The organism is Coprothermobacter proteolyticus DSM 5265, from assembly GCF_000020945.1.
Classification (GTDB): Bacteria; Coprothermobacterota; Coprothermobacteria; order Coprothermobacterales; family Coprothermobacteraceae; genus Coprothermobacter; species Coprothermobacter proteolyticus.
The window spans coordinates 1152817-1165943 of record NC_011295.1; the positions used below are offsets into that span (position 1 = coordinate 1152817).

At 43.0% G+C, this 13127-nt stretch carries 13 protein-coding genes and 1 tRNA gene; 10 read left to right on the forward strand and 4 right to left on the reverse strand.

Annotation, left to right across the window (positions count from 1 at the left end):
* The first annotated feature begins 108 nt into the window (after nt 1–108).
* From COPRO5265_RS06075 to COPRO5265_RS06095, 5 genes are read left to right on the forward strand one after another with little or no spacing between them, the layout of a single operon-like run.
* Entirely contained in the window at nt 109–849 is a 741-nt protein-coding gene (locus tag COPRO5265_RS06075) for a 4-(cytidine 5'-diphospho)-2-C-methyl-D-erythritol kinase (RefSeq protein ID WP_012544643.1), read from the forward strand.
* Complete coding sequence (locus COPRO5265_RS06080; protein ID WP_012544301.1) at nt 846–1598, forward strand: NTP transferase domain-containing protein; 753 nt, start codon at nt 846–848, stop codon at nt 1596–1598. The genes COPRO5265_RS06075 and COPRO5265_RS06080 overlap by 4 nt, the downstream gene beginning before the upstream one ends.
* Entirely contained in the window at nt 1599–3818 is a 2220-nt protein-coding gene (locus COPRO5265_RS06085) for an O-antigen ligase family protein (protein ID WP_012544459.1), read from the forward strand.
* A gap of 43 nt (nt 3819–3861) precedes the next feature.
* Nucleotides 3862–4284 (forward strand): OsmC family protein, encoded by a 423-nt coding sequence (locus tag COPRO5265_RS06090; RefSeq protein ID WP_012544220.1) that lies wholly within the window; start codon nt 3862–3864, stop codon nt 4282–4284.
* Entirely contained in the window at nt 4277–4678 is a 402-nt protein-coding gene (locus COPRO5265_RS06095; RefSeq protein WP_012544666.1) for a secondary thiamine-phosphate synthase enzyme YjbQ, read from the forward strand. Before COPRO5265_RS06090 ends, COPRO5265_RS06095 begins: the two co-directional genes overlap by 8 nt.
* On the opposite strand, the gene lgt is transcribed toward COPRO5265_RS06095, so the two are convergent.
* On the reverse strand, nt 4611–5498 hold the full coding sequence (gene lgt, locus COPRO5265_RS06100; RefSeq protein ID WP_012543993.1) for a prolipoprotein diacylglyceryl transferase: 888 nt from the start codon (nt 5496–5498) through the stop codon (nt 4611–4613). The two genes, COPRO5265_RS06095 and lgt, sit on opposite strands and share 68 nt — an antisense overlap.
* A gap of 43 nt (nt 5499–5541) precedes the next feature.
* Here lgt and COPRO5265_RS06105 point away from each other — a divergent pair, with 43 nt between their 5' ends.
* Nucleotides 5542–6726, forward strand: a complete 1185-nt coding sequence (locus COPRO5265_RS06105) for a glycine C-acetyltransferase (protein ID WP_012544702.1) — start codon at nt 5542–5544, stop codon at nt 6724–6726.
* A 22-nt stretch (nt 6727–6748) separates the two neighbouring features.
* Here COPRO5265_RS06105 and COPRO5265_RS06110 read toward each other — a convergent pair.
* Nucleotides 6749–6838 (reverse strand) — tRNA-Ser (locus tag COPRO5265_RS06110).
* Between the two features lie 83 nt (nt 6839–6921).
* On the opposite strand from COPRO5265_RS06110, the gene murJ reads away from it, so the two are divergent.
* Nucleotides 6922–8460 carry a murein biosynthesis integral membrane protein MurJ gene (gene murJ, locus COPRO5265_RS06115; protein WP_234397912.1) on the forward strand — a complete coding sequence of 513 codons (1539 nt, stop codon included), beginning with the start codon at nt 6922–6924 and terminating at the stop codon, nt 8458–8460.
* Here the strand turns inward: murJ and ychF are convergent.
* Nucleotides 8444–9478, reverse strand: a complete 1035-nt coding sequence (ychF, locus tag COPRO5265_RS06120) for a redox-regulated ATPase YchF (protein WP_012543860.1) — start codon at nt 9476–9478, stop codon at nt 8444–8446. The genes murJ and ychF overlap by 17 nt on opposite strands.
* A gap of 7 nt (nt 9479–9485) precedes the next feature.
* Entirely contained in the window at nt 9486–10316 is an 831-nt protein-coding gene (locus COPRO5265_RS06125; protein WP_012544360.1) for a patatin-like phospholipase family protein, read from the reverse strand.
* Nucleotides 10317–10368: 52 nt separating this feature from the next.
* Here COPRO5265_RS06125 and COPRO5265_RS06130 point away from each other — a divergent pair, with 52 nt between their 5' ends.
* From COPRO5265_RS06130 to COPRO5265_RS06140, 3 genes are all read left to right on the forward strand, one after another.
* On the forward strand, nt 10369–11010 hold the full coding sequence (locus COPRO5265_RS06130; RefSeq protein WP_012544265.1) for a hypothetical protein: 642 nt from the start codon (nt 10369–10371) through the stop codon (nt 11008–11010).
* Between the two features lie 397 nt (nt 11011–11407).
* On the forward strand, nt 11408–11947 hold the full coding sequence (locus COPRO5265_RS06135; protein ID WP_012543565.1) for a hypothetical protein: 540 nt from the start codon (nt 11408–11410) through the stop codon (nt 11945–11947).
* Entirely contained in the window at nt 11944–13071 is a 1128-nt protein-coding gene (locus tag COPRO5265_RS06140; RefSeq protein WP_012544407.1) for a hypothetical protein, read from the forward strand. The genes COPRO5265_RS06135 and COPRO5265_RS06140 overlap by 4 nt, the downstream gene beginning before the upstream one ends.
* The last annotated feature ends 56 nt before the right edge of the window (nt 13072–13127 follow it).

The following is a 13127-nucleotide window of genomic DNA, read 5'->3' on the forward strand; positions in this document are numbered from 1 at the left end:
ATAATAGCATTATCAAGACATTGCTAACAAAACCTGTTCAGTAGAGAATGTACTAATAGGCAATGAAGCTTTCATGAGAAACGCGCTGTTTTCTTGAGGGAGAACAAAATGCCGGAGCTTAGAAAAATAAGAGGGAAAGTCAATTTGACCTTGGATATAATCGGAACACAGGGAGAAGTGCATCTTATAAGATCCTTATTCTTAAAAATACCCGTAGAAACTAAGGGGCTTTTCTGGAGGGATCCTGGACTTTTTCGCATAGAAAAGCTTGATATACCTTACACAAACTCAAAAGCCTATAAAACCTATTTAAGAAAACCTTGTTCTGCGTACATCTTCCAGTCCATACCCACAGGTTATGGTCTCGGAGGCTCAGCAGCAGATGATGCATTGATTGCATCATACACTGGGGTAAGGCCCTCCAGCCGTGATGCTTACTTTCTGCTAGACAGCAGTAAGCTAGCTTTGGTAGAAGGAGACCAAACAAATATAAAACCTTTGGAATTACCTTTTCCTTTAGAGCTTCTGGTCGTGTTTCCACCTTTCCTTGCTGAAACTAAAGAGTTGTACCGTAGGTGGGATGCTAATCCAGTAACAACTGATTATACAGAACAAGCTTTGAGAGCTTTAAAAGAGGGTGACAAAGATACTTTCGAAAGCTGCTTTGGCAATGTGTTTGAACATTATTTGGATGCAACTTTAAGGGATTTGCGTGAGCATTTAATGTCCTTCGGGCCCTTTATCATGACGGGTTCCGGCTCTGCATTCTTTGCACCTTTGGCGAAGGTAAGGAAGTATCCTGATTTACCCTTTAGAATATTCTTAATAGAAAGGTGGTCGCCAAAATGATGGACATTGGCATATTAGTGTTAGCTGGTTCATCCAAGGAGGATTGGGTGGAAAAGTACGGTGTACAAACCAAATTGGAGCTGCCAGTGGAGAATGAAACGCCTTTAATTGTTCACACTTGGAACGGTGTCAAAGAGACAAACCTTCCTTGCGTTATTGCTACCGATTCATGGTTAGCCGAAAAGTACCATTTAGAACCACATGTTGATGCCACATCCAACATTGCCGAAACTTTGACAAATGCAGCTCAAGAACTTGACACAGAATTCCTGCTCGTTCTGTCAGCTGACATGCCTTTTGTTACAGCAGAAAGCATTAAACAGCTCATAAAAGAAGCTGAGGAGGGGGGAGAGCGCGACATCTATGTGCTCATTGTACCCAAAGAGAGTATCGAACAAGCATTTCCTGGAGCTCCTCGTACCTACGTGAAACTAAAAGAAGGCTACTTTAAACTGGCCAATGGGGTTCTCATTAGAAAAGACTTTTTTATGAGCGAAGTGAAAAGAGCAGATGATTTGTTGGGAAACCGCAAAAGCCCTTTAAAGGTGGCAACCATTTTGGGGCTCGGGACAATATTCAAAGCAGTGACTGGTACTCTGGATGTACCCTACATCTGGAAAATGATTGAGAGTCGTTTTCATGTTAAAGCGTATCCTGTGTTTACCTCTCGCCCGGAATTTGGGTTCGACATTGACAAAGAAGAACATTACTTAAAAACACTGGAACTCATAGAAAAGGAGGCAAATTAAATGGCAAAAAAAAGTCAGCGCCGCACTTCTGAAGGTCCAACACCTCTACTTCTTGTGACCCTGAGTTTGATTCTTCTTGTTTTTCCACTTGTTTTCTACTCTCGTGCAGTGACTAGAGCCTTTGATTTGACGAAATCTGCTGTTTTTACATGGCTTTGGCTTGTATTGGGCTCTTGGATACTTTTCCTGAGTTTGTGGAAAGACCAGAAATGGCTTAAAACTCCGTTGCTTATCCCCATCATCGGCTATGCTCTATCCCTAGTATTCTCCACGGTATTTTCTATAACACCTATAATATCCTTTTTGGGCGTTTACGAGCGGCAAATTGGACTTATCGTACAACTACAAGCCATATCGCTAGCGTTCATATTGGCTGGAGTTGTAGACAGGAAGAATCTACTTAACATCGTTGTGGACACCCTAATTGTCTTTGGAACAGTTAATGCCCTAGTAGGTATGTCGCAGTTTTTCGGCTTCGACCCACTAGGATTTACTTCGGGTTACGGCACAGAAGCATTCGGATTTATGGGTAACCCTGACTTTTTTGGCCCCGTAATGGTGATCACAACGTTTCTCACATTCGGAAGGCTACTAAGCGATCTTGGCAGTGACAACACCTGGATATGGCTAACCAGCTTTGCACTGCAGTTTTTCAGTCTCATGGTTACAGCTCAGGGTGGTGTCATGGGCGCTTTCGGAGGTCTAACCATGGGTTTTCTTACCTTCCACACGTTCTTTACAGGTGACGACAAGAAGAAAAATGAGAAATGGCTGTACGCTCCCTTAGGCGTTGCATTAGCACTCTTTGTTCTTACGCTGCTAGTTTTCCCAGCAAACCGCATGACAGATTTGCTTTCAGCTGTCTTGGGCATAGGTGTTGGGTTAACATTGTGGGCTTTTATAAACTTGGTCTTCTTAGATAGACGCGAGCATGCAAAACTGTGGCGCTTTAGCGCCATATTAGTTGTGGTTGTGCTAGCCGTCGGCATATTTGGAGTTTACGAAATCTATTCTCTACCACCTGTAACCATAGCTGAGAAACTCGGTTTCACAGTTGGTACTCGTTTGGTTTTGTGGAAACACACTATTGGTTTTTCTATTGAGAATACTCTTGATGGAAAGCTATTTGGTATCGGCATTGAAAGTTTCAGGCGAGGGTTTATGCCGTACAAACCCTTAGAGCTTTCACAACTGGAACCAAACGTTAACTACGACGACCCGCATAACAACTTTTTAGGCGTGCTTGCAAAAGTGGGCATTATAGGTTTTGTCTTCTATGCATGGATCTTCATAGCAGCAGCGGGAATGCTTTATAAAACACTTAGAGTGGCTGAGCCCAAAAAAGAAAAGATGCTTATTATTGGCATAGCTGCCGCCTTGGTGGCATACGCTACGAACCTGGTAACCATTTTTGACATGCTACCTTCCTTGATGATGTTCTACGCTTTACTCGGTCTGATTATGGCTTCTTACAACATCTATGTCAGGCCAACTGAGGAAATCAAACAGACAAAACCATGGGTAAAACCGACCACTTTGGTAGCTTGGGCTCTTTTGCTGGGACTTTCACTTTACAACGGTTACTATTACTTCAACGCATGGAAAGCCGAGTCGTATTTTAGAAGCGGTTTGGGGAACATGCGGTATTATGAATCCAACCAGGCTTCTTTAACTGACGAACAAAAGCCACAGGTCATTGCAAGCTCTCTATATTTTCTTGATAAAGCTATGGCTTATAACCCAAACGAGTCCTACTATGCCATAAACTATCTTAGGGCTGCTTCTTACTATTGGGATCTAACACAAACCGCTAGTCCAGATGAAGCAAATAACGTGGTAGCCACAGCCATAGCGAAGGCTCAGCAGTATGAGTCCACTACCTGGGCACCTGAAAACTTGTATGCAACTATGGCAAACGTCTACGCAAAAGTGGGTGGGTTAGATAAGTCCATTGAGTATTTTGAGAAAGCTGTAAACTGGGATCATCAGTTCTATTCAGCACGCATGAATCTAGCCATTCTTCTGTCAAACCGAGCACAACTTTACTTAGCGCAAGGGAACAAAGATGCTGCACGCACGGATTTAAACACAGCTCTAGAGCACATAAAACATGCTCAAGAAGTCCTTGCTATTACAACAAACGAAGAGTTGGTCAAGATGCGTGACCAAATGGCAAGTATTCAAAAATCCATAGAGAGCTTGCTTGCCAGCATAGAGTAAGAGCTTTTGCGGTATGGATAAGTTAAAGGAGGTGTAAGTCTGCATGGGTACGTTAAAAGTGGAAGTCCATGAAGTCGAAGGAATGCAGCTTTTAGCACGCACAGGGAGTGGATTTGCCTTTGTTATGGACAGCCCCAAGGACAACGGTGGACTGGAGCAGGGGCCAAGACCTAAAGAAATGCTACTAGCTGCATTAGCAGGTTGCACCGCTATGGACGTGATTTCCATTTTAAAGAAAATGCAAGAACCTTTAGAAAAACTAGTAGTGAATGTGGAAGGAGAAACCGCTGAAGAACACCCAAAATACATAAAGAAGATCATATTGACCTATGTAGCATACGGAAATGTAAATGAGGATAACCTGAAAAAAGCCATTGAACTTTCTCAGCAAAAATACTGCGGCGTATCAGCAACTTTAAGACCTGATATTGAAAAAGAAATTCGCTGGGAGATACGCCATGATTGAGCTGTCAGTGAGAACACCTTCTAGGCGTGCAGCAGTTGACATAACCCGGGACATAGAAGATGTGGTCCATAATTCTGGCGTGAGTGAAGGCATCTGTGTAGTCTACGTGCCCCACACCACAGCAGGGATCACCATAAATGAGCATGCAGACCCATCGGTCATACATGACATCATGAATGCTTTGGTCAAGCTGACAGCTGGAATGGAATGGACACATTTGGAAGGGAACTCCGATGCCCACTTTTTATGCTCAGTAGTAGGTTCATCGATAACTGTGCCTATTCACCAAGGCAAACTTTCATTAGGAACTTGGCAGGGCATCTTCTTTATGGAGTTTGACGGGCCTCGCCAACGAAGAGTTTTTGTCCAAATCTCAGAGTCAGTACGTACATAATTCCACAAAGGACTATAATAACCAGCGACAGCAGCTGTGCCGTATGGAGCCCCCACAATGATGGGGGCTCTATACGGAAAAACTCCACAACAAACCTTATTAAACTGTAAAGCATGAGGTATTCCAAAACAATTTGACCCCTGAACCTTCTTTTATGTAAGAACCTGTATGCAAGAATGGTCGCCCCCAGCAAGCACAAGAACCCCTCGTAGAAAAACGTGGGATGATAGAAAGCTTGATCATAATATCCAGCCAATCGGTGTGCTGGGTCGATGAACATTTTCCAGGGCACACTGGTAGGGTAACCGTAAAGTTCCTGGTTAAAGAAATTCCCGAAGCGACCAAAAGCTTGACCAATAAGCAGTATAGTAGCACCTAAGTCGCCTAAATCCAGTGTTCTAAGACCAACCCATCCATAGAAAAGCAGCAAACAAAGGACACCAGCAACAATGACTCCATGTATGGATAGTCCCGAAAGGCCAAAACCATCTGGAGTTATTCCAATAACTTCCAACGGATGATTTTGGTAGTATTCAGCGTTTTGCAAGACAAATCCAAGCCGCGCTCCCACTAAGCCAAAAGGTATGGCAACTAAAGCAAATTTGTCGATGAGCTCTTCCTCTATGCCCTTCACTGGGCCAAGAAGCAATGCCGCTAAGTAAGCGAATATGGCTCCCATCGTTATCATGATTGCATATAGCTGAAATGGCCCCAACTTGTTTGGAATTGTCTTGGTTCCGGGGAAAAACGTGAAAACATATGCGCTTAGTAGAATAAACACCAGCCAAAGAAAGCTGTAGAATAGCCTTATTTTTCTCATGAGTCATATTATACTAAATGAAGATTAAGGAGGCGGTAGCACTATGATGCCTGTGGAAGAATTCGAGAGAGAATTAAACGAACGCAGGGAACAAGGGCTGTACGTGACCATCAGAAAAATTGGCTCGCCCCAAGGTGCATGGATCATTGTGGACGGCAAAAAGGTTCTGAACCTTTCCTCTAACAACTACTTGGGTTTTGCAAACCACCCCAGATTGAAGGAAGCGGCAAAGAAAGGCATAGATGACTATGGGGCTGGGCCTGCAGCAGTGAGAACTATTGCCGGCGATCAGCTACCTCAGGAAAAATTAGAAGAAATGCTGGCAGAATTCAAGGGAGCTGAAGCGGCTGTTCTTTATCAATCGGGCTTTTGCGCAAATTTAGGCACCATACCTGCCTTGGTTGGTGAAGGAGATGCCATCTTTTCGGACGAGTTGAATCACGCTTCCATAATCGACGGTTGCAGACTTAGTCGAGCTAAGATCATACGATATCCTCACCTTAACGTTCAAACCTTGGAAGAACTTTTGAAGCAAGAAAGGCAAAACTACAAGAAGGCAATGATTATCACAGACGGTGTTTTCTCCATGGATGGAGACATAGCACCCATGGATAAGTTGGCTGACTTGGCAGATAAGTACCAGTGCATCCTTTACGTTGATGATGCACACGGTGAGGGAGTACTCGGTGATTCAGGGCGCGGCATAGTGGATTACTTTGGTTTACAGGGCCGTGTTGATGTGGAAATAGGTACATTATCCAAGGCTTTTGGCGTGGTAGGTGGTTTTGCCGCTGGTAGCAAACTCCTAGCAGAACTGCTCAAACAAAAAGCTAGACCCCTACTTTTCTCTTCTGCTCCCACTGCTGCTGATGTTTATGCTTCCATGGAGGCAGTAAGAATTCTTCAGGAGTCAGACGAACTAGTAAAGAAACTTTGGGAAAATGCCAACTATTTTAAGGAACACATGAGAAAAGCCGGTTTCGATTTGGGTAACAGCCAAACACCCATAACGCCTGTTATGATTGGCGATGAAATCACAACGCAGGAGTTTTCAAAGAAACTCTTTGAAAGAAACGTTTTTGCTCAAGCCATTAGTTACCCCACTGTCCCGAAGGGCAAAGCCCGCATGCGTGTCATGATTTCAGCTACTCACAGCCGAGACGATCTTGATTTTGCTGTGGAGCAATTTACTGCTGTGGGGAAAGAACTGGGCGTAATCCAATCTTAGCCACATACCCTAATTAACCCTTTGGCGGAGGGGGTGGGATTTGAACCCACACAGCCATAAGGCTGCCCTCGGATTTCGAGTCCGGGCCCTTACCAGGTTCGGGCACCCCTCCGCTTAAATGTTAACACAGAGCTGAAAGTCTTTACAAAGGCCTTTATGTTTTGCAGTGCGCTTCATGCTAACATATAAATGCCTATGGAAAACCAGCCAAGCTTGAGAAAAGCAACGGGGCAAGTAACCGTTGCTGTGCTAATTAGCCGCGTAACAGGCTTTCTTCGGGAAGTCGCCTTGGCTTCACTCTACGGTCTAAGTGGTATTCGCGATGCATACAACATTTCTCAATACATACCTAACCAGCTAGGTAGCTTATTAAATGCCTCTACTTCAGCAGGGTTAATTCCTCTTTTTATGAGACTTAGACACGAAAAAGACGAACAAAGCGCTTGGCAGGCTGCCAATGCAATTGTAGGCACTACGGCGTTTGCTTTGTTTATTTTTTCTCTGATCTTATCCATTTTTCCACAGCCTTTTGTTGCAGTATTCGCACCCGGTTTCTTGAGCGAAAGCGGAGCACGTTTTAATTTAGCTGTTTACTTTCTCAGGTTTACTGCTTTTTCCACGCTTTTCATTGTCATGAATGGCATGCTCACAGGATTAAGTCAAGCCTACAAAGACTTCGTTCCTTACATGGTTTCAGCCCCGATGCAAAACATCATCATACTTCTATTCATAGTACTAGCTTACTTCGCTTTCCCCCATCAAAGTATTTTTCTTCTGGCATTAGGAACCATCTCAGGAGCGGCTGTTTTTGTTTTGATACCACTACTCAGAATAGCTAGCAAGAACACAGGTTTTTTTCGTCCCTTTGTTGATTTCAAAAATCCCTATGTCAAAGAGTTTTTGGTATTAGCTTTTCCCATATTACTTGGAAGCTCGGTACAGTACATAAATGTGCTTGTAGACCAGATAATGGCTTCATTTCTACCTGTAGGAAGCATTGCCGCACTTAACTACGGTAACCAGCTCATGACTATGGTGGTTGGTATTTTTGCTGCCAGTGTTTCTGCGGCTTACTATCCTTACATCATTGAGGATTTTCATAGTTCAGCCTACCAAGACCTCAATCGGCGCGTTCAGAAAGCATTTAATGTCATACAAGCCATCATGATACCCTCAGCTATTGGATTGATCATACTAGGTTTCCCACTGGCAAAACTGCTGTTCCAGCGTGGCAATTTCTCGCTAAGAGATGCACAAGTTACAGGAACCCTTATAAGAGCCTACGGGATTGGCCTCTTTGCTGCTGGTTTGAGCATGCTTTACCCACGGCTCTATTACACCACTGGAGACACATCTACCCCAATGAAAATAGCTAGTGCTGGCGTAATATTTAACATTGCACTTAACTACATACTTGCTTTTCCCTTAGGCCTAGGAGCACTGGGTCTTGCTCTGTCAACATCCATAACCATTTGCTTAAATGTGATCCTGTATCATGTGTTTATCAGAGGCAAAATACCACACCTCACATTAAGACCCTGCTTGCAGCCCATGATCAAGTCTTTTATTGCCGCAACGATTATGGGCATAGTTACATACTCGCTATATAGATTCTTGCCAATGAGAAACATGTACACACTCTTGAACGTATTCATATCAGCCGTTGTATATGGCCTCTTGATGGTCGTAATGAGGCATCCTGTTGCTGAAGACCTACTCAGACGTGAAATCTAAAATACAGCACGTCTCCTTCTTGTATGATGTAATCTTTTCTTTCTAGGCGTACTAAGCCTGCCTGCTGTGCTTCCTTCCATCCTCCAACCTTAACCAAATCTTGCCAGTTTACTACTTCAGCTCTGATAAAGCCACGGGCAATATCACTGTGAATTACTCCAGCAGCTTCGACAGCTGTGGCCCCTTTCTTCACAGTCCAAGCTCTGGCTTCCTTCTCTCCAGCGGTAAGAAAAGATTGAAGCCCCAAAAGGTCATACAAAGTCTTGGCAAGCCTTACCACAGCTGGTTCAGCGATGCCGTACTCCTCAAGAAACGCTTTTTGCTCCCCTGGTTCTAATGATGAAATCTCAGATTCTAGTTCTGCATTCACTACTAAAGATAAACGCCCCTTCTCATGTGCAAACATTGTAAAGTCATCAATTAATGATTTTGATGTACTTTCTTCTATATTCAAAACATACATCTGAGGCCGTGCTGTTACAAACCCCATTTTCTTAAGTTGCTCCTTCTCTTCTTCTGTGAGGGAATCTCCATAAACCAGTAGCTGTTCTTGTTCAAGCACCTTGGACGCCTTGTCAAGAAGTACCTTTTCTTCTTGCGGGATCTTTTTAGCCGACAAACGTTTCTCAGCCATTTCCATATCAGCAAAGATGAGCTCTGTATCCAGTATTTCTGCATCTTCTTTGGGATTTATTCGACCCATAGGATGTGGCACCAAATCGCTCTCAAAACCCCTTACAACATGTACCAAGGCATCAACGCTTCGAGCACCTTCCAAAAAGCGTGACGTGCTCTTTCTGTCGTCAGGATCCACTCCCGGCATGTCCACCACATTAATGGATGCATAAACCACTTTTTTGGATTTAAAAACAGCAGCCAAAGCATCCACTCGCTCATCAGGTACCAATGCAGCCCCCATGTTTATTTCCTTATCTTTCACCGGTATTTTATTTCCTGTTAAAGCTTTAAAAAGTGTGGTTTTGCCGCATAAAGGTAGACCAACAATTCCAACCTCCATGATTACACTACACTCCTTCCTGTTTAGGTAACGTCCTTTGGAACATCTTTTCCAGTTCAGGCAAGGCGGATTCTGCCGCCTCTTCACCTTTTTTGATCATGGCTGCTGCTCTCTCTTTCACTGACAAACTCTCATCATTAGCACAAGACAAATCAGGCTCAATGGTGATGAACCAAAACTCTTTTTGACGCTGTGCAGTAGCCCACAACATGGCATCTGAGGTCCTCATCAGAGTCGCCACAGGCTTTTTTACCCTGTTCCTTGGCAATTCCCAAGCAACGTAGTTGTCGTAACTGTAAAGGTTTACAGCCACCACAGGCACATCGCTACTCTTAAACACATCCACAGGTAAAGGCTCAAGTATGCCACCGTCTGCTAATACAACACCGTCTTTTTCTAGCGCAGGGAAAACACCAGGAACAGCAATGCTAGCACGTACTGCTGTAACCAAATCCCCCTCGGAAAACCAGACAGTCTTAAAACGAACTAAATCCGTGGCACATATGAATGTGGGTATTTTAAGCTGAGAAAAATCTTTTACCCAGATTAGATCTTCCACAGCTTTCATCATTTTTTCTTCGCTCATGTGATTCGATATTACGGAAGTCCAGGACCTATAGGTAAAAAGCGTTTCCGCAAATTCCAAAGAGGCCTTCTCCATTTCATCAGCGCTCAGGCCCTTAGCATGCAACACAGCCATAATGCTTCCCACAGATGAACCAGAAATAGCTTCTACTTTAATACCTTCTCGCTCAAGCACCTTAAGCACACCGATATGGGCAAAGCCAAAGTAACCGCCAGAGCCCAACGCTAGTTTTATTGCCTTGTAAGAATTCATTCTAACCACCTCGTTCTCCTTTAATATTAATAGAGTTAGGAGGATTTCATGCATGTGTAGAATAGCTTTGTTTAACAAAGAAAGTTTTGCCTTATTCGGCAGTGTATTGCCAAATTTGTCTGAGTTTTTTAGTTTTTTAGAGAAAAAACGTGGCGGGGATGGGAATGGCTTTGCCGTAAGGACAAAAGGCTCCTCTTTTGTTTGGAAAAAAGGGCTACCCGATAAATTGCCTGCAAGTAAAGCTGCTCAAGAAATGCAAGATTTGAGAGATGTGGGAGAATGGTTTCTTTTCCACACAAGAAAAGCATCTCCCGGGCTGCCCAGCGATGCTAGCCAAGTTCACCCCTTCAAAATGGGCCCGTACATCCTATGCATGAACGGTACCGAAGAAAACCTAATTTCGCTGGTGTCGGAGATGAATATTAGTGACACACAGCTCATACTTACCGAACTGGTACTTAAGAATCTGCCACCCGTTTTCCTGCTAAAAAGGAAAAGCAACTTCGCTGGCTTTTATGGTAGCAAAGCGTTCTTGGTCAGGAACAATGGTGTGGACATGAAACTTTATTTTGACGAATCGCTAAATGCTGTTGTATTTGCTTCCGAATTCCCAGAAAACATTAAAGCCCATACGCTACCTGAAACATTCTACTGGGAAGAAGGCTACCACGTCAAAGATATTGTGACCGATTAGTTTTCCCTTTTCTCAAGTACTGAAAAACGTCCCCGCATCGGCAGGGTGGACATGCGGCAGTAAAACATCAATTCTTACGAACTACGGCCTGTTTAGCGTGATTGGAACAAAGGATGCAAAAACGTTATACATTAATGCGGTAAATTTCAAGAAACCCCTCGAAAATTAAATCAAAAAGACACATAATAATGTGCGTTCACACGTCGCTTTCGCAAATGATAAATTGATTGGAGATACCGTCAATGAGTATTGTTACAGGCAACAGACTAAACTGGAAAATTCCCACACTTGATGAAAAAAAACGTGTGTATGCTAAAAATAGGCTATTCTAATTTGCCTTTGAACATAATATCTACGAATGGATAAATTGTGAGTTCAAGTGTAATATGAAGGATATATGAAAGACATTAAACCTATAATTGATAGCTTCCGTAGAGCAAATGGTTTGGATTTTTCTTTTGTGTCTGATGATGTGTTCAGTGGTTATAAAACAGCCTACGGTACTTATGATGTTACAATCAACAAATTGTTTGTAAATGTTAATTTACTTGAGAACGCTCCCGTATATAAAGTTTTATTTTATCTCTATCACGAGATGCGACACGCTCTTCAATATGCCCACCCCGAACAGCTCGATAAAGAAATCAGAGAGAGTCTGCCATATGTCCTACTATACAATGGCATTTGTTTTCGGTTGCTTGACAATGCATGGGTAGAGTGCAAACTTGATGGTGACGAAGATTATTTCACTCAGGCTTATTTGAGCTTTCCCTATAAACTAGATGCAAATAGCTTTGCTCATTCCATGGTGAAGGCAACACTTAGCGAAAGCAAGGAACTTAATGACTTATATACTTCCTGGCTACCGAATAACAAAATACCATTTCATAAGCTCGCTGAGCTATTTAAGACAATTGACAAGCAGATAAAGATATGAAGAAAAGAAAATTCGATTACTTCTTGTTTGATAATTTTGATTCTGCAAGCGTGCCCACTGGCGATAACCCTCGCAGCTATCTGAATAGTTCCAGTGATAACATATTGTCTGATGTGGTAAATACAACGCCCTTTGCGTGCGACTACCATAAAATGTGCAGTCAATACACACCCCAGCAAATCAACGACTTAATTCATATTGATTTGTTTCGGGTTGAGAATGATATGCTTTTGTTGGACTCTACCGTCATTGTGCATGAGGATATCCAGAGCATTTTTGACTGTTTAGGAACTGAGATCTCAAGTTTAGCTGACAAACTTTGTGAAAAGAAATCAGAAATTTATGCCTGTGTCAGTTCCATTGAGAATGGATTTGATGAAAAAACAAATCTGTATCACTTGTTGTGTGGAGCTGTATTTGACGGTAGTCTTTTTGACTATTTAAGCAAACATAATCAGCTTGTGACTTCTCGCTTCCATTCCTCTGGCATTGACTATATTATCACGGTGTATGAGAAATGCCCGGAGTTGGACAGCTTCTCAAACCATCTGCTGTGCTCCTATAACCGCTTTTCCGACGGCACACGAGCATTGCAATCTTTCGGGGATACTGATGGAAGTAGAATCGACTTTTACCGCTTCTATTGTCAAAAACTGTTGGGCGCAGTTCCTCCTGTATCAAAGCAGCTCGAAATGATATGGGATGCTGCTACCTGCAATGACTATAGGGCACACATCCTAAACGAACTGCAGATTTTCGATGAAACTGGAAGTTGTGATGAGAATTGTATGCGACTGTTTGAAGCCTTTGGATACATATCTGGTGGTCAATACGCCGTGCCCGTTTTTCACCAGAGTGCCAAGAATGTTGTTGAGGAACTGACTAAAATAGTGATTGGCTGTATTGGAGACGACATAAAGAAGGTGCTAAGCAACTCTCCTATCATGTTCCAACTCTATTGCCGTCAACATGGTGTACCCAAAGAAGAAGTTGCCAATGAAGTGTACCACATTCTCTTTGGTATGTTGAATGAAGAACTTGTGTCCAGAGGAATCGTCCAAGAACCGAACTTACATGTTGGCGAGGGTAGATACTTAAAATCTATTGAGTTGTTCACAAGATAAGTATAGGAATTTCAATGGCAGACAACCTCAAACCGCCAACACCCCATATTGCAAGT